At 56.3% G+C, this 22,017-nt stretch carries 18 protein-coding genes; 10 read left to right on the forward strand and 8 right to left on the reverse strand.

Annotation, left to right across the window (positions count from 1 at the left end):
• Positions 1 to 77 precede the first annotated feature (77 nt).
• Complete coding sequence (locus IFU29_RS00445; RefSeq protein ID WP_191932176.1) at positions 78 to 1,517, forward strand: protein adenylyltransferase SelO; 1,440 nt, start codon at positions 78 to 80, stop codon at positions 1,515 to 1,517.
• Here IFU29_RS00445 and IFU29_RS00450 read toward each other — a convergent pair.
• The 6 genes from IFU29_RS00450 to ppsR form a co-directional block, all read right to left on the reverse strand.
• Positions 1,514 to 2,290 (reverse strand): heme ABC transporter ATP-binding protein, encoded by a 777-nt coding sequence (locus tag IFU29_RS00450; RefSeq protein WP_191932177.1) that lies wholly within the window; start codon positions 2,288 to 2,290, stop codon positions 1,514 to 1,516. The genes IFU29_RS00445 and IFU29_RS00450 overlap by 4 nt on opposite strands.
• The gene (locus tag IFU29_RS00455) at positions 2,280 to 3,281 is read right to left on the reverse strand and encodes a FecCD family ABC transporter permease (protein ID WP_191933077.1); all 1,002 of its coding nucleotides are present in this window, start codon (positions 3,279 to 3,281) and stop codon (positions 2,280 to 2,282) included. Before IFU29_RS00455 ends, IFU29_RS00450 begins: the two co-directional genes overlap by 11 nt.
• Positions 3,281 to 4,102, reverse strand: coding sequence for a heme/hemin ABC transporter substrate-binding protein (locus IFU29_RS00460; RefSeq protein ID WP_191932178.1), 822 nt, complete (start codon positions 4,100 to 4,102; stop codon positions 3,281 to 3,283). Before IFU29_RS00460 ends, IFU29_RS00455 begins: the two co-directional genes overlap by 1 nt.
• Positions 4,099 to 5,130, reverse strand: coding sequence for a hemin-degrading factor (locus IFU29_RS00465; RefSeq protein WP_191932179.1), 1,032 nt, complete (start codon positions 5,128 to 5,130; stop codon positions 4,099 to 4,101). Before IFU29_RS00465 ends, IFU29_RS00460 begins: the two co-directional genes overlap by 4 nt.
• A 170-nt stretch (positions 5,131 to 5,300) precedes the next feature.
• Positions 5,301 to 6,347, reverse strand: a complete 1,047-nt coding sequence (locus IFU29_RS00470; RefSeq protein WP_191932180.1) for a 3-deoxy-7-phosphoheptulonate synthase — start codon at positions 6,345 to 6,347, stop codon at positions 5,301 to 5,303.
• Between the two features lie 147 nt (positions 6,348 to 6,494).
• Complete coding sequence (ppsR, locus tag IFU29_RS00475; protein ID WP_191932181.1) at positions 6,495 to 7,328, reverse strand: posphoenolpyruvate synthetase regulatory kinase/phosphorylase PpsR; 834 nt, start codon at positions 7,326 to 7,328, stop codon at positions 6,495 to 6,497.
• Between the two features lie 477 nt (positions 7,329 to 7,805).
• On the opposite strand from ppsR, the gene ppsA reads away from it, so the two are divergent.
• Positions 7,806 to 10,184 carry a phosphoenolpyruvate synthase gene (ppsA, locus tag IFU29_RS00480; RefSeq protein WP_191932182.1) on the forward strand — a complete coding sequence of 793 codons (2,379 nt, stop codon included), beginning with the start codon at positions 7,806 to 7,808 and terminating at the stop codon, positions 10,182 to 10,184.
• Between the two features lie 442 nt (positions 10,185 to 10,626).
• Here the strand turns inward: ppsA and ydiK are convergent, their stop codons facing one another.
• Positions 10,627 to 11,751, reverse strand: coding sequence for an AI-2E family transporter YdiK (gene ydiK / locus IFU29_RS00485; RefSeq protein WP_191932183.1), 1,125 nt, complete (start codon positions 11,749 to 11,751; stop codon positions 10,627 to 10,629).
• Between the two features lie 242 nt (positions 11,752 to 11,993).
• Between ydiK and ydiJ the strand changes: the two genes are divergently transcribed.
• Complete coding sequence (gene ydiJ / locus IFU29_RS00490; protein WP_191932184.1) at positions 11,994 to 15,050, forward strand: D-2-hydroxyglutarate dehydrogenase YdiJ; 3,057 nt, start codon at positions 11,994 to 11,996, stop codon at positions 15,048 to 15,050.
• Positions 15,050 to 15,463 carry a hotdog fold thioesterase gene (locus IFU29_RS00495; protein WP_191932185.1) on the forward strand — a complete coding sequence of 138 codons (414 nt, stop codon included), beginning with the start codon at positions 15,050 to 15,052 and terminating at the stop codon, positions 15,461 to 15,463. Before ydiJ ends, IFU29_RS00495 begins: the two co-directional genes overlap by 1 nt.
• A gap of 63 nt (positions 15,464 to 15,526) precedes the next feature.
• Here the strand turns inward: IFU29_RS00495 and IFU29_RS00500 are convergent, their stop codons facing one another.
• Positions 15,527 to 15,931 carry a hypothetical protein gene (locus IFU29_RS00500; protein ID WP_191932186.1) on the reverse strand — a complete coding sequence of 135 codons (405 nt, stop codon included), beginning with the start codon at positions 15,929 to 15,931 and terminating at the stop codon, positions 15,527 to 15,529.
• 390 nt (positions 15,932 to 16,321) lie between these two features.
• On the opposite strand from IFU29_RS00500, the gene sufA reads away from it, so the two are divergent.
• From sufA to sufE, 6 genes are all read left to right on the forward strand, one after another.
• A complete protein-coding gene (gene sufA / locus IFU29_RS00505; RefSeq protein ID WP_062743479.1) occupies positions 16,322 to 16,696 on the forward strand; it encodes a Fe-S cluster assembly scaffold SufA in 375 nt (124 codons plus the stop codon).
• A gap of 5 nt (positions 16,697 to 16,701) precedes the next feature.
• A complete protein-coding gene (gene sufB / locus IFU29_RS00510) occupies positions 16,702 to 18,195 on the forward strand; it encodes a Fe-S cluster assembly protein SufB (protein WP_062743478.1) in 1,494 nt (497 codons plus the stop codon).
• Positions 18,196 to 18,245: 50 nt separating this feature from the next.
• On the forward strand, positions 18,246 to 18,992 hold the full coding sequence (gene sufC, locus IFU29_RS00515) for a Fe-S cluster assembly ATPase SufC (RefSeq protein ID WP_191932187.1): 747 nt from the start codon (positions 18,246 to 18,248) through the stop codon (positions 18,990 to 18,992).
• Positions 18,967 to 20,247, forward strand: a complete 1,281-nt coding sequence (gene sufD, locus IFU29_RS00520) for a Fe-S cluster assembly protein SufD (protein WP_191932188.1) — start codon at positions 18,967 to 18,969, stop codon at positions 20,245 to 20,247. Before sufC ends, sufD begins: the two co-directional genes overlap by 26 nt.
• Positions 20,244 to 21,464 carry a cysteine desulfurase SufS gene (gene sufS, locus IFU29_RS00525; protein WP_191932189.1) on the forward strand — a complete coding sequence of 407 codons (1,221 nt, stop codon included), beginning with the start codon at positions 20,244 to 20,246 and terminating at the stop codon, positions 21,462 to 21,464. The genes sufD and sufS overlap by 4 nt, the downstream gene beginning before the upstream one ends.
• Positions 21,465 to 21,568: 104 nt before the next feature.
• The gene (gene sufE, locus IFU29_RS00530; RefSeq protein ID WP_191932190.1) at positions 21,569 to 21,991 is read left to right on the forward strand and encodes a cysteine desulfuration protein SufE; all 423 of its coding nucleotides are present in this window, start codon (positions 21,569 to 21,571) and stop codon (positions 21,989 to 21,991) included.
• The last annotated feature ends 26 nt before the right edge of the window (positions 21,992 to 22,017 follow it).

Genomic DNA, 22,017 nt, shown 5'->3' on the forward strand with positions numbered 1-22,017 from the left:
CTGTGTTTGGCAACCTCGTGGCGCACTACACTGTCTGTGCCTGCGGGGATGTTCCCACTGGCACTGACGGAGGCGCCATGCAATTTAATAACACCTGGTACCGGGAGATGAACGGGTTTTACACTGCGGTACAGCCAACGCCGTTAAAAAACCCTCGCCTGCTGTATCACAGCGCGCCGCTGGCGCAGGAGCTGGAGCTGGATGACAGCCTGTTCAGTGCGGAGAACGTGGGTCTGTGGAGCGGTGAGAACCTTATGGCTGGTATGCAGCCTCTGGCACAGGTTTACAGCGGGCATCAGTTTGGCGTCTGGGCCGGTCAGCTCGGTGACGGGCGTGGCCTGCTGCTGGGCGAACAGCAGCTCTCTGACGGCCGCAAGGTTGACTGGCATTTGAAAGGGGCCGGGTTGACACCTTATTCACGAATGGGGGATGGCCGTGCAGTGCTGCGATCCACGCTACGTGAATTCCTCGCCTCAGAGGCGATGCAGGCGTTGGGCATTGCCACTTCGCGCGCGCTGACGGTGGTGACCAGTGATGAACCCGTCTACCGCGAAACGGCAGAGCCGGGTGCCATGCTGCTGCGCGTGGCAGAGAGTCACGTGCGTTTTGGCCACTTTGAACACTTTTATTACCTTGGCCAGCAGGATGCCGTAACCCAGCTGGCCGACTACGTGATCCACCATCACTGGCCACAGTGGCAGCAGGAGTCGGATAAGTACCTGCTGTGGTTCAGCGACGTGGTGAAGCGCACCGCACGGCTGATCGCCAGCTGGCAGAGCGTGGGATTTGCGCACGGGGTAATGAACACCGATAACATGTCGATTCTCGGTCTGACCCTGGACTATGGTCCCTATGGTTTTCTCGACGATTATCAGCCGGGCTTTATCTGCAATCACTCCGATCACCAGGGGCGTTACAGCTTTGAAAACCAGCCGATGATCGGTCTGTGGAACCTTAACCGTCTGGCGCACGCGCTGTCGGGGCTGATGAGCACTGAACAGTTAAAACAGGCGCTCTCTGGGTATGAAACAGAGCTGATGCGCTGCTGGGGGGAAAAGATGCGGGCGAAGCTGGGTCTGCTGACGGCCGGTAAAGACGATAATCATATCCTGACCGGCCTGCTGTCGCTGATGACGAAAGAGGGGAGTGATTATACCCGCACCTTCCGGCAGCTGAGCCAGACGGAACAACAGGCGTCGCGTTCGCCTCTGCGTGATGAGTTTATAGACCGGGAGGCGTTCGACGACTGGTACAACGTATACCGTCAGCGGCTGTTACAGGAGGAGCGCAGCGACGACGAGCGCCAGCAGGCAATGAAGCGAGCCAACCCGGCGCTGGTCCTGCGCAACTACCTCGCGCAGCAGGCGATAGAACAGGCAGAGCAGGACGATATCAGCGTGCTGACCCGGCTGCATCAGGCGCTGCTGCGGCCGTTTGACGACGCGCCAGAGTTTAGCGATCTGACACGTCGGCCGCCTGAGTGGGGTAAAAAACTGGAAGTGAGCTGTTCCAGCTAGCGGCGCAGCGCGATCTGAGGGACGCCTTCAGTCAGGTGGGGATGCACTATTACGTCAGCATGATACCAGCGCGTCAGCGTGGCTTCATTCAGCACCGCCTGCGGGCGACCCTCGGCCACCAGTCGCCCCTCTGCCAGCAGCATTACCCGGTCGGACCACAGCGAAGCCAGGTTCAGATCGTGCAGAACACAGCAGACGCTGAGGGGATACTGCTGCGTCAGCTGAGACAGCAAACGCAACAGGTGCTGCTGATGGTAAAGATCCAGCGCTGACGTGGGTTCATCCAGAAACAGCCAGCCGGAAGGGCCGTTCTGCCGCCACAGCTGGGCCAGCGCCCGGGCAAGCTGCACCCGCTGCTGTTCACCACCGGACAGCTGCAGATAGTCGCGGCGCGCCAGTCGGTCACAGCCAGTGAGCGCCATTACTGCGTCCACCACCGGCCGCACCGGGCCCGGCCAGGGGGCCCGGCCCATCGCGACCACATCAAATACGCTAAGCGGAAATGCCATGCTACTTTGCTGGCGCATGACCGCGCGCTGCTGAGAGAGACGGGCTGCCGACCACTGCGCCAGTGGCTCACCGTGTAGCCGGCACTCACCGCGCTGAGGGGTGATAAACCCGGTCAGCAGGCGCAGCAGGGTAGACTTTCCCGCCCCGTTCGGGCCGATCAGTGAGACCAGTTCGCCCGGTTTCAGGGTAAGTGAAACATCGTCGATCAGCCAGCGCTGGTCACGCCGGTAACTCAGCCCGCTGGCACTCAGTTCATTCACCATTAAGACCTCCGCGGCGGCGCAGGATCAGCCACAGGAACCAGGGGCCACCGATCAGGCTGGTCAGCAGACCCACCGGCATTTCCGCCGGGGCGACGAGGGTACGCGCCAGCGTATCGGCCAGCAGCAGCAGGATCGCCCCGCTCATCAGTGACGAAGGCAGCAGCCAGCGGTGGTCGCCGCCCAGCCAGAAGCGCATCAGATGCGGTACGACCAGGCCAATAAAGCCGATCACGCCGCTGACGGCAACGGCAGAGGCCACCAGGAAGGCGCTCAGTACCAGCAGGTAGCGCTGCGTACGCGGTACGTCCACACCCAGATAATGCGCCTCTTCTTCGCCCAGCTGGAGCAGGTTCAGGCGGGTGGCCAGCCGCTGAACCAGCACCATACAGGGCAGTACCACCGAGGCACAGACCAGCACCGTTGGCCACTGCGCCTGACTCAGACTGCCCATGCCCCACAGTGACAGCTGGCGCAGCTGCTGGTCGGTACTCAGCCAGGAGAGTACCCCCACGGCCGCGCCGCACAGGGCGTTAATAGCAATACCCACCAGCAGCAGGCGGCTGAGACCGGTCAGTCCCTGCCGGCTCAGCAGGAAGATCACCAGCGTCACCGCCAGGCTGCCAAGGAAGGCGGCCAGTAAAGGGAGGTAGAGCATCAGCACGCCGGGTAATGACAGAGAAAGTACGATTGAGATCGCTACGGCCAGCGCTGCACCGCTGCTGATCCCAAGCAGACCGGGGTCGGCCAGCGGATTGCGGAACAGTCCCTGCATCACGCAGCCGGACAGCGCCAGCGCCCCGCCAACTATCACCGCCAGCAGCACCCGGGGCAGGCGGATGGTAAACCAGATTTGCCACAGGCTGCTGTCGGGACCGGATCGCCACAGTACGGGAAGCGTCAGCGACATCGCGCCGGTGTTCGCCGCGCTGATGGCAAACACGATCAGCAGCAGAAAAAGCACGCCGAGCCAGCGTAGCATTTTGACCGGCATCACGGCAGGGCTTCCGCCGCCTGACGCAGTTTCAGGATCGCTCCCGGGGTGTCAATACCAAAGCCCAGCAGCGCCATGTCATCCACCACCAGCAGCTGCTGATCCTTACCTGCCGGCGTCAGTGCGATACCCGGCAGTTTCCACAGGTTCGCTTCACCGCCCAGCGTTTTGATACCGTCTCGCGTTGCCACAATCAGCTGCGGGGCACTGGCGATCACCCCCTCCTGCGACAGCGGCTGATAGCGGCGGATGCCGGCCATCGCATTTTGCAGGCCGGCGGCCCGGATCGCCGCATCTGCAGAGGTGTCGCTGCCCGCGGCCATGGTGCCCATGCCCTGATGAGCGAGGATAAACAGCACTTTTACCGGCAGGGGATTAGCCGGAATGCTGGCCAGCTGCTTTTTGATCCGGTCCTGTAACGCTTTCCCGGTCTCTTCCCGGTGCAGGGTGGCGGCGACCGTTGCAATCTTTTCACTGATGGCGGCAATATCGGCTCTTCCGGTGACATCAACCACGTTGACGCCATTTTGCGCGACCTGCTGCAGCGCCAGCGCAGGTTTAGCCAGTTCGCTGGCGATCACCAGGGTGGGCTTCAACGCCAGGATCCCTTCTGCATTCAGCTGACGCATGTAGCCCACGTCAGGCAGTTTTTTGACCACGGCCGGATGCAGGCTGGTACTGTCGCGTGCTATCAGCGCCTGCTGGGCATCCAGGGCGTAGATGATCTGCGTAACATCACCACCGATACTGACGATTCGTTCTGCGGCGGCGGTCGTCCACGCCAGCGGCAGGATGAGCAGGGCGATAAAGCGGGCTTTCATACGCTGGCTCCTTCCGCACTGAGCGCGGCTAGCTGCTCACGCCAGCGCGTCTGCTCCGGCTGGCCTTCGCTGCGCTGACCGTAGATCTGGGCAATCTGCGTACCGTCGGCCGCAAACAGCTCCAGGCTGGTAACCATCCCATCGGCGGTCGGCTTGCGGGTGATCCAACTTTCAGCAATCTGCTCTTCCTGAAGATGCAGGGTGAAGGCCGGATTGAAGACGTTCAGCCAGTTACGCATCGGCAGGACTTTTTCCACCGGGCCGGTGAATATCTGAACGCAGGCGCGGTTGCCGACAAAAATCATGATTTCATTGCCATCCTGTCGCACCAGTTCGAGCAGCGAGGCCAGCGACTGATTGCTGACCTGCTGCGCCAGGTCATCGCTAACTGCACGGAAGGCCTGCTGACGTGAGACGGCATGTTTTTTCAGCAGGCGGAAGAACTGATGTACGTCGGTCATTGTCCGCCATTCGGACTCGATGCGCGCGGCATCAGTCTCACCGGAAAAGGAGGCCGGGACAGCGGCAGTCACGCTGAATGAGGCTGGCGCTTCTGTCTGGTAACCGGTAATCAGCTGCTGCCAGGCGGCCATGTCGGTATTCCCGGTGGCATACACTTTCAGCACGGCGTCACCGTGCAGATCAAAAAACTGAATGCTCTGACGCTCGCCATGAGTGGTCATCTCCTGCAGATGAAAAACGCTGGCCCACTGATTGACGAACACCCGCAGATCCAGCGCGCGTGGATTCAGTACGATACCGGCATGGTCGTTAAGGTGAATATTGCTGAACACGCCGAGTTGCTCATGCACGGCATAATCGTTGCGGGTGATACATTTAGTTTCTCCCACGGCTTCCAGCGCGTGCAGCAGCTCACGCATCGCCGGACGCAGCGCCTGAGCCTGATGGCCGATGCGGGCCACCGTCAGTTCAGCCTCACTGATCCCGATTATAGCCGCCAGGTCGCGGGCGTATTTTTCCGGGTGCTGTTGTTTTAATTCACAATAGTGCGGGTAGTGTGCTGTCATTGCTGTGTCCTCACGGAAGCCGCTAAAGGGAAAGGGGATTCATTATCATAATGATAATCATTATCAATGAAAGGCGGCGGGGTGCAAGTAAAATTAACGCGGAAGTAACAGTTTACGCAAAGCGGGGCAGAGAGCGGAAAAAGCCGACCCGGAAGGGGCCGGCTCTGGGGTCAGAAGCGGCTGTCGACGGCGTCCGCCAGCTGCTGCAGGACGCTGGCCGTGTCATCCCAGCCCAGGCAGGGGTCAGTAATCGACTGGCCATAAACCAGCGGGGTATCAGGTATGACCTTCTGCGTGCCCTCCTGCAGGAAGCTTTCAATCATCACGCCGGCAATGGCCCTTGAACCCTGACGGATCTGCTGCGAGATACTGTCCGCCACCGCTTTTTGCAGGCGGTGCTGTTTGAGGCAGTTACCGTGGCTGAAGTCGACCACCAGCTGCTCCGGCAGGTTGAACTCGCGCAGGTGGGCCACTGCATCCGCAATATCCTCAGCATGGTAATTCGGTGTTTTGCCGCCGCGCATAATGATATGCCCGGAAGGATTGCCGCTGGTCTGATAGATGGTCATCTGTCCGCGTTTATCGGGCGACAGAAACATGTGGCTGACGCGTGCGGCCCGGATAGCATCCACCGCTATACGCGTATTGCCGTCAGTACCGTTTTTGAAACCTACCGGACAGGAGAGGGCAGACGCCATTTCGCGATGGATCTGGCTCTCCGTAGTGCGGGCACCAATGGCCCCCCAGCTGATCAGGTCGGCAATAAATTGCCCGATCACCATATCCAGAAATTCAGTGGCGGTCGGCATCCCCAGCGCATTGATATCCAGCAGCAGCTTCCTCGCCACGGCCAGCCCGTGGTTGAGCCTGAAGCTGCCGTCCAGGTCAGGATCGGAAATCAGCCCTTTCCAGCCCACTACCGTGCGTGGTTTTTCGAAATAGGTGCGCATGACGATTTCCAGGCGCTGACTATATTTATCCCGCAGGGTATTCAGCCGCTCCGCATACTCCAGCGCGGCGGCAGGATCGTGCAGCGAGCAGGGGCCGACGACCACCAGCAGGCGCGGATCTTCACCGTTAAGGATGCGGGCAATTTTTTGACGTGAGGTGGTGACATTCTGGACGATGGACGGAGTGATCGGCAGGCGGTCCTGCAGTTCAGCAGGCGTCACCAGGCTGTCGATGCGCGCGGTCCGCAGTTCATCTGTTTTGTTCATGGGCGTCTCTAAAATGTTGTCTTCACAGCGGCAGGAATACCGGGAAGTAATGGCGTTCACCATAAACCAAACCGCGATGATTTCAACCGCAAAACAGCAGGGGAATAGCATTTCCGGCTCCTGAGATCCCGGGAGGAGCCGGAAAAATCAGTACATCCGTCGGGTAAGACCCATGATATCGAGGATTTTGGTGGCGATCTCTTCTACGGAATAATTGGTGCTGTTGAGGTAGCGGATCTGATGGGTGCGGAACAGGGCTTCCACTTCACCCACCTCCAGACGGCACTGGCGCATTGAGGCATAGCGGGTGTTTTCCGCGCGCTCCTGACGGATAGCGGCAAGCCGCTCCGGGTCAATCGTCAGGCCGAACAGCTTATTCTGGAAGGGCTTCAGCGCCGGAGGCAGCTTCAGGTTATCCATATCGTCAGCGATAAACGGATAGTTGGCGGCGCGGATGCCGAACTGCATCGCCAGGTAGAGGCTGGTGGGCGTTTTGCCACAGCGTGATACCCCCAACAGGATCACCTGAGCCGCTTCAAGCCCGCGCAATGAGATCCCGTCGTCATGCGCCAGGGTGTAGTCAATGGCCGCGATGCGGGCATCGTATTTGCCCAGGTTACCGGCCGTCAGGCCGTGGGTGCGATTGGCTATCGGGTCCGGTTCGACCCCCAACTCCTGCTGGAGCGGGGCCACCAGGGACTGGACAATATCCTGACAGAAACCGTCGCTCTGTAAAATAATGTCGCGGATTTCTGGCGTAACAATCGAAATAAATACCAGCGGGCGAACGCCACTCTGCTGATACAGCGCATTGATCTGCGCTTTGACCGCCTGAGCCCGCTGCACCGTTTCCACAAACGGCAGGGTGACACTCTGGGTGGCAACAGGGAACTGGGACAGGACGGCATGGCCCAGTACCTCGGCCGTAATGGCCGTACCGTCTGAAATATAAAAAACACTGCGTTCGGCGTTCACGTCCATTTTGTCTCCGCATACGGGGGGTAATGGCAGACTAAATTAATTTGCATCGATAAAGCAAATGGTGATTCCACCTGCAAAACAAAATAAAAAATTCATTATATAGTGATATGAACTTTTTATTTTTATAAAATAAGACGAATCGTAGAAGAGAGTATAAATTGAAATGATGTTTCTTTTTACTATTCATTTTTACCGCCCTTAGCGTTAAAAATATGCGTTCAGGGAATCCTTTTTTCGTTGCGCAAGTGCTATTTTCCTTCTGCTATTCCATTGGTTATATGTCGTTGAATATTAGCATTAATTTATTATTCACCCTGTTGCGCAACGCGGATTTTAACGCGGAGTATTCTTAAAAAATAAAATTATCGTCTGCTTGAACGATTCAACACTTTATCAATCCTGTCCATTTGTGCCAGTCTCAGAAAGCAATGCTGTGTCCCTAATATTCTTAAATTAAATCTTACAAGGATTGCTTCAATGTCCAATAAAGGCGAATTGCCGCTTGTGCTCTGGTATGACCAGCTTGGCATGAACGATGTGGATCGGGTGGGAGGGAAAAATGCCTCTCTGGGTGAAATGATTACTAACTTGTCGTCTCTGGGCGTCTCCGTGCCTAACGGTTTTGCGACAACCTCAGAAGCGTTTAACCTGTTTCTCGATCAAAGCGGCGTCAATCAGCGTATCTACGATCTGCTGGATAAGACCAATATTGATGATGTTGATGAGCTGGCGAAGGCAGGTAAGCAGATCCGTCAGTGGATCGTTGAAACGCCCTTTACTCCCGCGCTGGAAAAAGCCATTCATGAGGCCTACAACCAGCTCTCTGCTGATGATGCTGAGGCCTCGTTCGCCGTGCGTTCCTCTGCCACGGCTGAAGATATGCCGGATGCCTCCTTCGCCGGGCAACAGGAAACTTTCCTGAACGTACAGGGCTATGATGCCGTGCTGGTGGCGGTGAAGCATGTGTATGCGTCGCTGTTTAATGACCGTGCCATCTCTTATCGCGTACATCAGGGTTATGACCATCGTGGCGTGGCGCTCTCCGCTGGCGTACAGCGGATGGTGCGTTCTGACCTCGCGTCCTCCGGCGTGATGTTCACCATTGATACCGAGTCCGGGTTTGACCAGGTGGTCTTTATCACTTCTGCGCTGGGATTAGGCGAAATGGTGGTGCAGGGGGCGGTGAATCCCGATGAATTTTACGTGCATAAGCCAACGCTGGCTGCAGGCCGTCCGGCCATCGTGCGGCGCAATATGGGATCGAAAAAGATCCGTATGGTGTATGCCGACTCGCGGGAGCATGGCGAACAGGTCAGAATTGAAGATGTGCCTGAAGCCGACCGCGACAGATTCTCCCTGACTGACAGCGAAGTAGAAGCGCTGGCAGCCCAGGCCGTGCAGATTGAAAAACATTATCAGCGCCCGATGGACATCGAGTGGGCCAAAGACGGCCACACCGGAAAACTGTTTATCGTCCAGGCGCGCCCGGAAACGGTTCGCTCGAACGGTTCTGTCATGGAGCGTTACACGCTACAGGGCAAAGGTCAGGTCGTGGTGGAAGGCCGCGCCATTGGCCACCGCATCGGTGCCGGCGAGGTAAAGGTGATCCATGACATCAGTGAAATGAACCGCATCGAAAAAGGTGACGTGCTGGTGACCGACATGACCGATCCGGACTGGGAACCGATCATGAAGAAGGCCTCGGCGATTGTCACCAACCGTGGTGGACGCACCTGCCACGCTGCGATTATCGCGCGCGAATTGGGGATCCCGGCGGTGGTGGGCTGCGGTAACGCCACCGATCTTTTGAAAGATGGACATCAGGTGACGGTCTCCTGCGCCGAGGGCGACACTGGCTACGTTTACGACACGCTGCTCGACTTTGAGGTCAAAAGCTCGCAGGTGGATGAAATGCCGTCGCTGCCGCTGAAGATCATGATGAATGTCGGTAATCCCGACCGTGCGTTTGATTTCGCCTGCCTGCCTAATGAAGGTGTGGGGCTGGCGCGCCTTGAATTCATTATTAACCGCATGATTGGGGTTCACCCGAAAGCGTTACTGGAGTTCGATCAGCAGACGCCGGAACTGCAGCAGCAGATCCGTGCGCTTATGAAAGGCTTTGATGACCCGGTGGAGTTTTACATCAGTCGTCTGACGGAAGGGATCGCCACCCTGGGGGCGGCTTTTGCACCCAAGCGCGTGATAGTGCGCCTGTCCGACTTCAAAACAAACGAATATGCCAATCTGGTGGGCGGCGAACGCTACGAACCTGAGGAGGAAAACCCGATGCTGGGCTTCCGCGGTGCCGGGCGCTACGTGGCCGACAGCTTCCGCGACTGTTTCGCCCTGGAGTGCGCGGCAGTGAAGCGGGTACGTAATGAGATGGGGCTGACCAACGTGGAGATCATGGTGCCGTTTGTGCGCACCGTGGCCCAGGCGAAGGCCGTTGTTGAGGAACTGGAGCGTCAGGGGCTGAAGCGCGGGGAAAACGGGCTGAAAATCATCATGATGTGTGAAATTCCCTCCAATGCTCTGCTGGCAGAGGACTTCCTGCAGTATTTTGATGGCTTCTCTATCGGCTCCAATGACATGACCCAGCTGACCCTTGGCCTTGACCGCGACTCCGGTGTGGTGTCTGAGCTGTTTGACGAGCGTAATGATGCGGTTAAAGCGCTGCTGTCGATGGCCATCCGCGCCGCGAAGAAGCAGGGAAAATATGTGGGGATTTGCGGGCAGGGTCCGTCCGATCACGAGGATTTTGCCGCATGGCTGATGGAAGAGGGGATAGACAGTCTGTCACTGAACCCGGATACCGTTGTACAAACCTGGCTGAGTCTGGCTGAACTGAAGCAATAACCCGTTTCTGTCAGTAAATTGACCCTTTTTTCACAGACGCCCTCACAGGGCGTCTTTTTTTATGTCAAATTTCAGACAAAAAAAAGCCCATCACAGGGGATGGGCAAAGACTACACACAGCAATTCTTTACTCAGGGGAAATGCTTTGTTCAGAAACCGTTGAGGCGGTTTCAAACTTGGTATCCATACTATGCAACCGCGTTTCTGACGTCTTTAAGAATCATCTCATTAGTTTAAAAGTCATAATACTTTGCTGCCTGACCGGCGATTTTTAACGCAATAAGGTGAATAAAATATCAGCAACGGTGTTGAGTCTGGCCTGAAAAGGATAAAAAGCGGGGTTTAGTGATAAATTCCGTTAATGAAAAGCAGAATTTAGCGGAAGAAAATATTCCAGATATTAATGTTTGCAGCCAGCATTCTGGCTGCAAACAAGACGAAACTATGCTTTTGGCTGGTGCGACTCGGCCTCGATTTCCGCCAGTTCTTCCACCACCGCCAGGGCGTCTTCATCCGGTGGCGGGGCTTCATGTACCCAGACAGAAACCAGACGGTAAGAGACCGCCAGCACCACCGGACCGATAAACAGGCCGATCATACCAAACGCAATCAGTCCCCCGATAACGCCAGAGAGGATCAGGATCAGCGGCAGGTCTGCACCCATGCGAATCAGCATCGGGCGTAGCACATTATCCAGCGTGCCGACCACGCAGCTCCATACCAGCAGCACGGTACCCCAGGTGGTATCGCCGCTCCAGTACAGCCAGATGATGGCCGGTACCAGCACAAGCAAGGGGCCTAGCTGTACCAGACAGGAAAGAATCATCAGTACCGTCAGGATGGCTGCATAAGGAATACCGGAGATTGCGAGTCCAATACCGCCCAGAACCCCCTGAACTAACGCCGTAACTACCACGCCCAGCGCCACGGCGCGAATGGCCTGCCCTGCCAGCAGTACGGCGGCATCTCCCCGGCGCGAGGCCAGGCGAAAAGCGAAGTGGCGAATGCCGTGGCCGACCTGCTCACCGCGCCAGTACAGCAGTACGCTGAACAGCAACATCAGGCCAATATGCATCATAAAACGGCCAAAATGACCGGCCTGGGCAAAGAAGAATCCGGTCGTGCGGCCTATATAAGGCTGTATCTGTGCAATCAGCGCCGAGCCCCCTCCGGCCACCAGGTTGTGGTAAGCCGAATAGAGTTTTCTGCCCACCAGTGGAGTGCTTCTCAGCCAGTGTAACTCCGGCATCTGCACGTGGCCGGAACTGAGCCAGGCAAAAAGTGGGGCACTGTTCTCTATCAGGCTGTTGACCAGTAGGGCGACAGGAATAATAAACACCAGAATCAGCAGCAGCGTCATGACCAGCACCGCCAGCCCACGACGGCCCCAGAGCCAGCCCTGAATTTTAATCATCAGCGGCCATGTGGCGATCACCACCATGCTGGCCCAGGCAAATCCCAGAATAAAGGGCTGGACGACCCAGAAACATGCCACGATCGTCAGGCTGATAAACAGCAGTAAAAACACGATTTGCGGTAGATCCCAACCAGTTTGCGGGTTCTTCATCGGTTAACAATGACCTCAGGTAAAAATACGATTTAACGCTTAAAATCAGCGCAGGCGCATCGGTTATGCTGACCCTGGCGTTTTAATCATGATGGATGAAACGATTTGACGACAGAGACAACAGGTTATTCTTTTGCTTCGTTTTTTGAAATAACGGCAGGTCATAAAAAAATGTGATAAAACGGATAACTGCGCAGTGTAAGCAACGCAAACGATTCACCTAACTTTTTGGTCACCCGATAATGATCCCACAGATTTCCCAGGCGCCGGGTCTCGTTCCGCTGGTGCTCAGTTTTTTGGATGCCTTAAAACAGAACGGTTTTACCGGCGATACGGCGACAAGCTATGCTGACCGCCTGATGATGTCCACCGACAACAGCATCTATCAGCTGCTGCCGGATGCGGTCATTTTTCCCCGGTCCACCACCGACGTGGCGCTGATTGCGCGCCTGGCCGCAGAAACCCGCTTCAGCTCGCTGGTGTATGCACCGCGCGGCGGCGGCACTGGCACCAACGGCCAGTCTCTGAATCAGGGCATTGTCGTGGATCTGTCGCGCCATATGAAGCGTATTCTGGAGATAAATGTTGAAGAGGGCTGGGTACGGGTTGAAGCGGGCGTCATCAAAGACCAGCTGAATGCTTACCTCAAGCCATTCGGCTATTTTTTCTCACCGGAACTGTCCACCAGCAACCGTGCCACCCTGGGGGGCATGATCAGCACTGATGCTTCCGGTCAGGGCTCGCTGGTTTACGGTAAGACCTCTGACCATGTGCTGGGGCTGAAAGCGGTTCTGCTGGGCGGCGAGGTGCTGGACACCTGCGCGATACCGGTCAGTGAAGCCGAAAGACGCGCCGGTCAGCCAGGTGCTGAGGGCCAGATCTATCGCGTGGTGCTCGACCGCTGCCGACTGCAGCGAGACCTGATTATCGAAAAGTTCCCCAAACTTAACCGCTTCCTCACCGGCTACGATCTGCGCCATGTCCTGAGTGATGACCTGCAACAGGTCGATCTGACGCGCATTTTGTGCGGGGCCGAAGGGACGCTGGCGTTTATCGCTGAGGCCACGCTGGATATCACCCCGATCCCAAAAGTGCGGCGGCTGGTGAATATCAAGTATGACTCCTTTGACTCTGCGCTGCGCAATGCTCCCTTTATGGTGGCAGCCAACGCCCTGTCGGTCGAGACCGTCGACTCAAAGGTGCTTAACCTGGCGCGTGAAGATATCGTCTGGCACTCCGTGAACGAACTGATCACCGACGTCCCGGATAAAGAGATGCTCGGCCTGAACATGGTTGAATTTGCCGGTAATGATAAGCCGCTGATCGACAGTCAGGTGGATGCACTGTGCCAGCGTCTCGACGCACTGATGGCGCAGCAGGAGGGGGGAATCATCGGCTACCAGCTGTGTAACGACGTCGCCGGAATTGAACGTATCTATGGGATGCGTAAAAAGGCGGTAGGCCTGCTGGGGAATGCGAAAGGGCGTGCCAAGCCGATCCCGTTTGTTGAAGACACCTGCGTACCGCCGCAGAACCTCGCTGACTATATTGTGGAATTCCGTGCGCTGCTCGACGGGCATAACCTGAGTTACGGCATGTTCGGCCACGTCGACGCAGGGGTGCTGCACGTACGCCCGGCGCTGGATATGTGCGACCCGCAGCAGGAGAGGCTGATGAAGCAGATCTCCGACGAGGTGGTGGCGCTGACGGCGCGCTACGGCGGTCTGCTGTGGGGGGAGCACGGTAAGGGCTTTCGTGCAGAATACAGCCCGTCGTTCTTTGGTGAAACGCTTTACGACGAGCTGCGCCGCATCAAGGCCGCCTTTGACCCGGCTAACCGGCTTAATCCCGGCAAGATCTGCGCTCCGCTGGGGGTGGACGACCCGATGCTGAAAGTCGATGCGGTGAAGCGTGGAACCTGGGATCGGCAGATCCCGATAAACGTACGCACCGACTGGCGGGGGGCGATGGAGTGCAACGGCAACGGTTTGTGCTTCAACTTTGATGCGAAAAGCCCGATGTGTCCGTCAATGAAAATCACCAGTAACCGGATGCATTCGCCAAAAGGTCGGGCCACGCTCACGCGCGAATGGCTGCGCCTGCTGGCAGAGCAGGGCGTCGATCCGCAGGTGCTGGAGCAGCAGCTACCGGCGAAAGGGATCAGCCTGCGCGGCCTGATCCAGCGGACCCGCAACAGCTGGCAGGCGAAGCGCGGTCAGTATGATTTTTCCCATGAGGTTAAAGAGGCGATGTCGGGCTGTCTGGCCTGCAAGGCCTGTTCGACGCAGTGCCCGATTAAAATCGACGTTCCTGGCTTCCGCTCACGCTTCCTGCAGTTGTACCACACTCGTTATCTGCGTCCTGCCAGTGACTATCTGGTGGCGACAGTAGAAAGTTATGCCCCGCTGATGGCGAAAGCGCCGAAAACCGTTAACTTCTTCCTGCGGCAGCCGTGGGTGAAGTCGCTCAGCCAGCGTCATATCGGTATGGTCGATCTGCCATTGCTGTCGTCACCGACGCTGAAACAGCAGCTGGCCGGTCACCGTGCGCTGGGCACTACGCTGGAGGATCTTGAACAGATGAGCGAAGAACAGCGTGCGCAGTATGTGCTGGTGGTCCAGGATCCGTTTACCAGCTACTACGAAGCCCGCCTGATAGCAGACTTTGTCCGGCTGATTGAAAAGCTGGGCTACACGGCGGTGGTACTGCCGTTCTCTCCGAACGGAAAAGCCCAGCATATTAAGGGCTTTCTGCAGCAGTTTACGCGCACAGCGCAAAAGACGTCAGAATTCCTCAACCGCGTGGCCAGACTGAATATACCGCTGGTTGGCGTCGATCCGGCACTGGTGCTCTGCTATCGCGATGAATACCAGCAGGTGCTGGGCGATCAACGAGGCGACTTCCACGTCCAGCTGGTACATGAATGGCTGCAACATGCCCTTGCCGGGCGTAGTGCGCCGCCACAGTCGGAGGGGCAGGCCTGGTATCTGTTTGGCCACTGCACGGAAGTCACCGCGCTGCCCGGGTCGGTCAAACAGTGGGAAACCATCTTTGCCTGCTTTGGTGCAACGCTTGAAAACGTCAGCGTGGGGTGCTGCGGTATGGCAGGGACCTACGGCCATGAAGCCAAAAACCTGGAGAATTCGCTGGGAATTTACGCCCTGTCCTGGCAGCAGGCCATGAAAAATCTGCCCCGTCAGCGCTGTCTGTCGACGGGCTATTCCTGCCGCAGTCAGGTGAAACGCGTTGAAGGTAACGGAATACGCCACCCTCTGCAGGCACTACTGGAGATCGTCTGATGTCTATCTGGCAACGTCCTGCAACGCTTGAACAACTTAATCAGGGGAGTAAAGAGACCCTGGTCGAGCATATTGGCATTCGTTTTACCGTCCTGGCGGATGACCGGATCGAGGCGGTGATGCCGGTAGATACGCGCACCAGGCAGCCGTTTGGCCTGCTGCACGGCGGCGCATCGGTGGTACTGGCCGAAACGCTGGGCTCGATGGCGGGCTATCTCTGTACCGAAGGTGAACAGCAGGTGGTCGGGCTGGAAATTAATGCCAACCATCTGCGTGCCACGCGAGAAGGGGAGGTGCGTGGGGTCTGTCGGGCGGTGCATGTCGGCCGACGGCACCAGGTGTGGCAAATCGAAATTTTCGACGATAAAAACCGCCTGTGCTGTACGTCCCGTCTCACTACTGCGGTCATTTGAGCTATAACCCCGTTTTTTACGGGGTTTTTCGTATCCCTGGCACGCGGTATAATCCCCTCAGGATCACATAATCCACGACGCGTGCTTCACGAATTCACTTTGCAACACGGTCGCTTTATCCCATTCGCCGTTCATTGCCAGCTGATGACACAGGCGGCTGAGGGAGTGGCGCGCCAGTTGCCAGGCCTGCATCCGGTACAGCCGTTCGCGGGAGGTGTTGCTTAACTCAACAATCAGACGTTGATGAAGTTTACCCAGAGCGTGCAGATAACTCTGATCGTCGCCGTTTAGCTGGCAGAGTTCGGCCATATCCAGGCAGGTGTCATTGAACTGACGCAGCTGTTCAATTGAACATTCAGGCCGGTTTAATTTGGCCTGCGCCATGTAGAAATCGACGGTGATGTCACGGACGGAAAACTTATATTCATCAATTTTATGTTGCAGCCACGCACTCATCGACAGATTCATGACGGGTTCCACTCGCGCTAATGATAATCATTATCATATTATAACTGCGTTAATATTCAATCACTGAGAGGGAATTTTTATCGATATATGCCACCTCTCAGAAAAATTGGTGATACCGATAAATGCGGTGTGAGGAACAGCTAGAATTAAACAGATGAAGAGTTTGTTGAAGATAACAAAATATAAACATCTTGTTTTCAAACGCTTATCTTTCCACGCCAGGCTGCTTTTCGCCAACGCGCAATCTGTTTTACAGGGTCTAAACTTAGAAAAGCGTCTCTAAATTGGACCTGAAGCCTTTATCCCTGCAAAACAAGAGGTTGAAGTGGTTCAGGTTATCACTAACATAGGGACACTAGCCCGAAGGGCTATCGTATCGTGAGGTAAATTATGCAATCAGCAAATCCTGCCACTTTTTCTCCAGAAGACTTTATCTGGAAAGGGCTGACGCTCACTGACAGCGCAGCAAAACAAATCATCAGCCTGGCCGCAGGTGACCCTGAGATTAAGGGCCTGAAGCTTGGCGTGAAGACCTCCGGCTGTGCCGGCTTTGGTTACACCATGGATATGGCGAAAGAATCAGCGGCGGATGATTTGGTGTTCAGCCATAACGGCGCGGTATTAATCGTGCCCCTCCAGGCGATGCCCTACATCGACGGCACGGAAGTTGATTTCGTGCGCGAAGGCCTGAATCAGATTTTCAAATTTAATAACCCTAAAGCTCAACACGCCTGCGGCTGTGGTGAGAGCTTTGGCGTTGAGTGAACCTTATGCCTAGTAATACTGACACATCTGATGATGTACAGGTTTGGGAAGGCAGCCCTCAGAATTATAAAGAGGGCTTCTTTACCCAACTGCAAACTGAAGAATTCGAGCACGGCATCAATGAAGATGTGGTGCGTGCCATTTCGGCCAAACGTAACGAACCTCAGTGGATGCTCGATTTCCGTCTGAAAGCGTTCGCAGCGTGGCTTGAAATGGAAGAACCACACTGGCTGAAGGCGAACTATAAAAAGCTCGATTATCAGGATTACAGCTACTATTCCGCCCCATCCTGCGGTAATTGTGATGACAGCTGTGCCTCTGAACCGGGAGCTACTCAGGCTTCCGGCACCGACGCCCCCAACTATCTGACCCAGGAAGTGGAAGACGCGTTTAAACAGCTGGGTGTGCCGGTACGTGAAGGCCAGGAAGTGGCCGTTGATGCCATTTTTGACTCGGTGTCGGTGTCTACCACTTACCGCGATAAGCTGGCGAAAGAGGGCATTATCTTCTGCTCCTTCGGCGAGGCTATTCACGAACATCCTGAACTGGTGCAACAGTATCTGGGCACGGTTGTCCCGGCAAACGACAACTTCTTTGCCGCGCTGAACTCCGCCGTCGCGTCGGATGGTACCTTCGTTTACATCCCGAAAGGCGTACGCTGCCCGATGGAACTGTCGACCTACTTCCGCATCAATGCGGCGAAGACCGGTCAGTTCGAGCGCACCATTCTGATTGCCGATGAAGGAAGCTACGTCAGCTACATCGAAGGCTGTTCCGCGCCCGTGCGTGACACCTACCAGCTGCATGCGGCAGTGGTGGAAGTGATCATCCATAAAGACGCCGAAGTGAAATACTCTACGGTGCAGAACTGGTTCTCCGGCGGTGATTCAGAAGGCGGTATCCTCAACTTCGTCACCAAACGTGCCTTGTGCGAAGGCGAGAACAGCAAGATGTCCTGGACCCAGTCTGAAACGGGTTCAGCGATCACCTGGAAATACCCCAGCGTGATCCTGCGCGGTGACAACTCTATCGGCGAGTTCTTTTCCGTGGCGCTGACCAGCGGTCGCCAGCAGGCCGATACCGGCACCAAGATGATCCACATTGGTAAAAACACCAAATCGACCATCATCTCGAAAGGGATTTCTGCCGGCACCAGCCAGAACACCTATCGTGGCCTGGTCAAAATCATGCCAACCGCGACCAACGCGCGTAACTTTACCCAGTGTGACTCCATGCTGATTGGCGCTGAATGTGGGGCGCATACCTTCCCGTATGTGGAAGTGCGTAACAATACCGCGCAGCTGGAGCATGAAGCGACCACGTCGCGCATTGGTGAAGATCAGCTGTTCTACTGCCTGCAACGCGGGATCAGTGAAGACGATGCCATTTCGATGATTGTTAATGGTTTCTGCAAGGATGTCTTCTCAGAACTGCCGCTGGAATTCGCAGTGGAAGCGCAGAAACTGCTGGCCATCAGCCTTGAACACAGCGTGGGCTAACCCGCGCAAAGAATTGACATGGTGCCGGAATGCACTGCGAAGGAAACATTATGTTAAGCATCAAAGATTTACAGGTAAGCGTTGAAGACAAAGCTATCCTGCGTGGATTGAATCTGGAGATTAAACCCGGAGAAGTACACGCCATCATGGGACCTAACGGTTCAGGGAAAAGTACCCTTTCTGCCACTCTGGCAGGGCGTGAAGATTATGAAGTGACCGGCGGTACCGTTGAGTTTAAAGGTAAAGACCTGCTTGAGTTGTCCCCGGAAGATCGCGCCGGCGAAGGCATCTTTATGGCTTTCCAGTATCCGGTTGAAATCCCCGGCGTCAGTAATCAGTTCTTCCTGCAAACCTCTGTGAATGCGGTACGTAAATACCGTGAGCAGGAAGCGCTGGACCGCTTTGATTTCCAGGATTTTATCGAAGATAAAATCCAGATGCTGAAAATGCCTGAAGATCTGCTGACCCGATCCGTCAATGTCGGCTTCTCCGGCGGCGAGAAAAAGCGTAATGATATTCTGCAGATGGCCGCCCTGGAGCCGGATCTGTGCATCCTTGATGAGACCGACTCAGGTCTGGACATTGATGCCCTGAAAATTGTGGCCAACGGCGTGAACAACCTGCGCGACGGTAAACGTTCATTCATCATCGTCACGCACTACCAGCGTATTCTTGACTACATTAAGCCGGACTTCGTCCACGTGCTGTATCAGGGCAAAATTGTGAAATCAGGTGATTTCTCACTGGTTAAACAGTTAGAGGAGCAAGGCTATGGCTGGCTTACCGACCAAGAGTGATAATGCACTGCAGCAGTGGCATCACCTGTTTGAAACACGGGGTGACAGTCGCTCCCTGCAGGCCCAACAGCACTGGCAGCAGCTGCTGCGCTTAGGTCTGCCGACGCGCAAGCAGGAAAACTGGAAGTACACCCCGCTGGATACCCTGCTGGGACAGCAGTTTGTCCTGCCGCAGCCTGCGGTGCTCGACAGGGCTGCCGTAGACAGTCTGGCGCTGGCCATCGACGCTGTGCGCCTGGTCTTTGTTGACGGCCGCTTTGCGCCGTCACTGAGCGATACCGAGCACGATCTGTTCAGCATCCAGGTTACGCAGGCTGCCGAACGTCGCGAACTGAGTGCGCCTATCCAGCCCGAGGTATTCCTGCACCTGACAGAAAGTCTGGCTGAGGAAGTGACCACTATTCAGCTTCCGCGTGGCAAAGCCGCCGCACGTCCGCTGTACCTGCTGCATATCAGCAGCGGCAGTGCGACCGGCGAGATGAACACCTCGCACTATCGCCATCATTTACAGCTGGATGAAGCGTCGGAAGCCACGGTGATTGAGCACTACCTCACCCTGAATGGCGCCACGCACTTTACCGGTGCGCGCTTCACGGCGGACGTGGGTAATAACGCCGCGCTGACGCATTACAATCTCTGTTTTGAAGATCAGAGCAGCTACCACTTCTCCCATAATGACCTGACGCTGGGCCGTGATGTGCGTGTGCAGAGCCACAGCTTCCTGCTGGGTGCGGGTCTGACCCGCCATAACACCAGCAGCGTACTGGAAGGCGAGGGCAGCGATCTGGTCATCAACAGCCTGATGCTTCCGCTGGATAAAGAGGTCTGCGACAGCCGGACTTATCTTGAGCACAACAAAGGCTACTGCCAGAGCCGTCAACGGCATAAAACCATTGTCCGCGATCGGGCCCGTGCGGTATTCAACGGTCATATTAAAGTGGCGAAGTACGCCCTGAAGACCGACGGTCAGATGAGCAACAACAACCTGTTGCTGGGACGTCTGGCGGAAGTGGATACGAAACCGCAGCTGGAAATCTATGCGGATGACGTGAAGTGCGGTCACGGTGCCACTATCGGTCGTATCGACGAAGAGCAGATGTTCTATCTGCGCTCACGCGGTATTGACGAAGCGGCCGCGCAGCGAATGATTATTTATGCGTTTGCTGCAGAGTTAACCGAAGCCATTACCGATGAAACGTTGAAAGAAGCCGTGATGCAGCGTATCGCACAGCGTTTTCCAGGAGGCCTGCAATGACATTTGACCTGGCCCGCGTTCGGGCGGAATTTCCGCTGCTGGCGCGTGAGGTCAACGGGCAACCGCTGGCTTACCTCGACAGTGCGGCCAGCGCGCAGAAGCCACAGGCGGTCATTGACGCAGAAAGTCGTTTCTATGAGCAAGGCTACGCGGCCGTCCACCGGGGTATCCACACGCTGAGTGCGGAAGCTACCACGGAAATGGAAAATGTGCGCGTTCAGGCTGCCCATTTCCTTAATGCCGCTTCCGCTGAAGAGATTGTCTTCGTCAAAGGCACCACTGAGGCGATTAACCTGGTCGCCAACAGCTGGGGTGGCAGTCAGCTGCAGCCGGGTGACAACATCATCATTACGGAGATGGAGCATCACGCCAATATCGTCCCCTGGCAGATGGTGGCAGAGCGTACCGGGGCAGAGGTGCGTTTTATTCCGCTGACCGACGACGGTGAGCTGGATCTTACCCAGTTGCCTGCGCTGATCGATAGCCGGACCCGCCTGCTGGCCGTCACCCACGTTTCCAACGTGCTGGGTACGGAAAACCCGGTTAAGGCGCTGGTGGCTCAGGCGAAAGCCGCTGGGGTTGTCACGCTGATTGATGGCGCTCAGGCGGTGATGCACCACACCGTCGATGTGCAGGATCTGGACTGCGATTTCTATGTTTTCTCCGGGCACAAACTTTACGGGCCCACCGGTATTGGCATCCTGTACGGCCGCAAGGCGTTACTGGATAACATGCCTCCGTGGGAAGGCGGCGGTGCGATGATCTCTACCGTCAGCCTGACCCGGGGGACGACCTATGCGGCGGCACCGTGGCGCTTTGAGGCTGGTTCACCCAACACCGGAGCCATTGTCGGCCTGGGCGCAGCCATTAAGTGGGTCAGCGATCTCGGTCTGGAGGTTATCGCAGAGCGTGAGCAGCAGCTGATGCGCTATGCACTGGACAAGCTGGCCGCCGTACCGGATATGATCATTTACGGGCCGCAGCAGCGCGCAGGCGTGATTGCATTTAACCTGGGTAAGCACCATGCGTTTGATGTGGGCAGCTTCCTTGACCAGTATGGCATCGCCATTCGTACCGGTCACCACTGCGCGATGCCGCTGATGCAGCGTTACCATGTGCCGGCCATGTGTCGCGCCTCGTTTGTTCTGTATAATAGCGAAGAAGAGGTCGATCGCCTGGCGGCCGGTCTGACCCGTATTCACCGTTTGCTGGGCTGACGTTGACCGCGTTGCTGTCATACAGCCCTGAGGGCGAGGCTTGCCTCGCCCTTGTCACATTTCAGGCAATGTCGTCTCAGAAACAGATTGATAGTGAGGAAGCAATGGCAACTCTGCCAGATAAAGACAAACTGGTGCGTAACTTTAATCGTTGCGCTAATCAGGAAGAGAAGTATCTGTACATTATTGAACTGGGCGCGCGCCTGGACGATGCCGCCGGCGCGTTACAGCAGCCGGAAAACATCATTCCAGGCTGTCAAAGCCAGGTATGGATTGTTGTCGGCACGGACGATAAGGGCCGGATCACCCTGCAGGGCGACAGCGATGCCGCGCTGGTGAAAGGATTGATTGCCATCGTCTTTGCGCTGTACCAAAACATGACGCCGCAGGAGATTGTTGATTTCGACGTGCGCCCCTGGTTTGCCGATCTCTCTCTGACGCAACAGCTGACCCCCTCGCGTTCGCAGGGTCTGGAAGCGATGATCCGTGCTATACGTAAGAAAGCGCTGATTCTCATCCAGGCGTGAGTTGCTACACTTCCCGGTAAGTACCC

This window comes from Erwinia persicina (assembly GCF_014838825.1).
Lineage (GTDB): Bacteria > Pseudomonadota > Gammaproteobacteria > Enterobacterales > Enterobacteriaceae > Erwinia > Erwinia persicina_A.

Excerpts from the sequence above, each read along its gene's own strand:
- IFU29_RS00445 (WP_191932176.1), top strand. The coding sequence starts at position 78 with ATGCAATTTAATAACACCTGGTACCGGGAGATGAACGGGTTTTACACT.
- IFU29_RS00450 (WP_191932177.1), bottom strand. The coding sequence starts at position 2,290 with ATGGTGAATGAACTGAGTGCCAGCGGGCTGAGTTACCGGCGTGACCAG.
- IFU29_RS00455 (WP_191933077.1), bottom strand. The coding sequence starts at position 3,281 with ATGCCGGTCAAAATGCTACGCTGGCTCGGCGTGCTTTTTCTGCTGCTG.
- IFU29_RS00460 (WP_191932178.1), bottom strand. The coding sequence starts at position 4,102 with ATGAAAGCCCGCTTTATCGCCCTGCTCATCCTGCCGCTGGCGTGGACG.
- IFU29_RS00465 (WP_191932179.1), bottom strand. The coding sequence starts at position 5,130 with ATGACAGCACACTACCCGCACTATTGTGAATTAAAACAACAGCACCCG.
- IFU29_RS00470 (WP_191932180.1), bottom strand. The coding sequence starts at position 6,347 with ATGAACAAAACAGATGAACTGCGGACCGCGCGCATCGACAGCCTGGTG.
- ppsR (WP_191932181.1), bottom strand. The coding sequence starts at position 7,328 with ATGGACGTGAACGCCGAACGCAGTGTTTTTTATATTTCAGACGGTACG.
- ppsA (WP_191932182.1), top strand. The coding sequence starts at position 7,806 with ATGTCCAATAAAGGCGAATTGCCGCTTGTGCTCTGGTATGACCAGCTT.
- ydiK (WP_191932183.1), bottom strand. The coding sequence starts at position 11,751 with ATGAAGAACCCGCAAACTGGTTGGGATCTACCGCAAATCGTGTTTTTA.
- ydiJ (WP_191932184.1), top strand. The coding sequence starts at position 11,994 with ATGATCCCACAGATTTCCCAGGCGCCGGGTCTCGTTCCGCTGGTGCTC.
- IFU29_RS00495 (WP_191932185.1), top strand. The coding sequence starts at position 15,050 with ATGTCTATCTGGCAACGTCCTGCAACGCTTGAACAACTTAATCAGGGG.
- IFU29_RS00500 (WP_191932186.1), bottom strand. The coding sequence starts at position 15,931 with ATGAATCTGTCGATGAGTGCGTGGCTGCAACATAAAATTGATGAATAT.
- sufA (WP_062743479.1), top strand. The coding sequence starts at position 16,322 with ATGCAATCAGCAAATCCTGCCACTTTTTCTCCAGAAGACTTTATCTGG.
- sufB (WP_062743478.1), top strand. The coding sequence starts at position 16,702 with ATGCCTAGTAATACTGACACATCTGATGATGTACAGGTTTGGGAAGGC.
- sufC (WP_191932187.1), top strand. The coding sequence starts at position 18,246 with ATGTTAAGCATCAAAGATTTACAGGTAAGCGTTGAAGACAAAGCTATC.
- sufD (WP_191932188.1), top strand. The coding sequence starts at position 18,967 with ATGGCTGGCTTACCGACCAAGAGTGATAATGCACTGCAGCAGTGGCAT.
- sufS (WP_191932189.1), top strand. The coding sequence starts at position 20,244 with ATGACATTTGACCTGGCCCGCGTTCGGGCGGAATTTCCGCTGCTGGCG.
- sufE (WP_191932190.1), top strand. The coding sequence starts at position 21,569 with ATGGCAACTCTGCCAGATAAAGACAAACTGGTGCGTAACTTTAATCGT.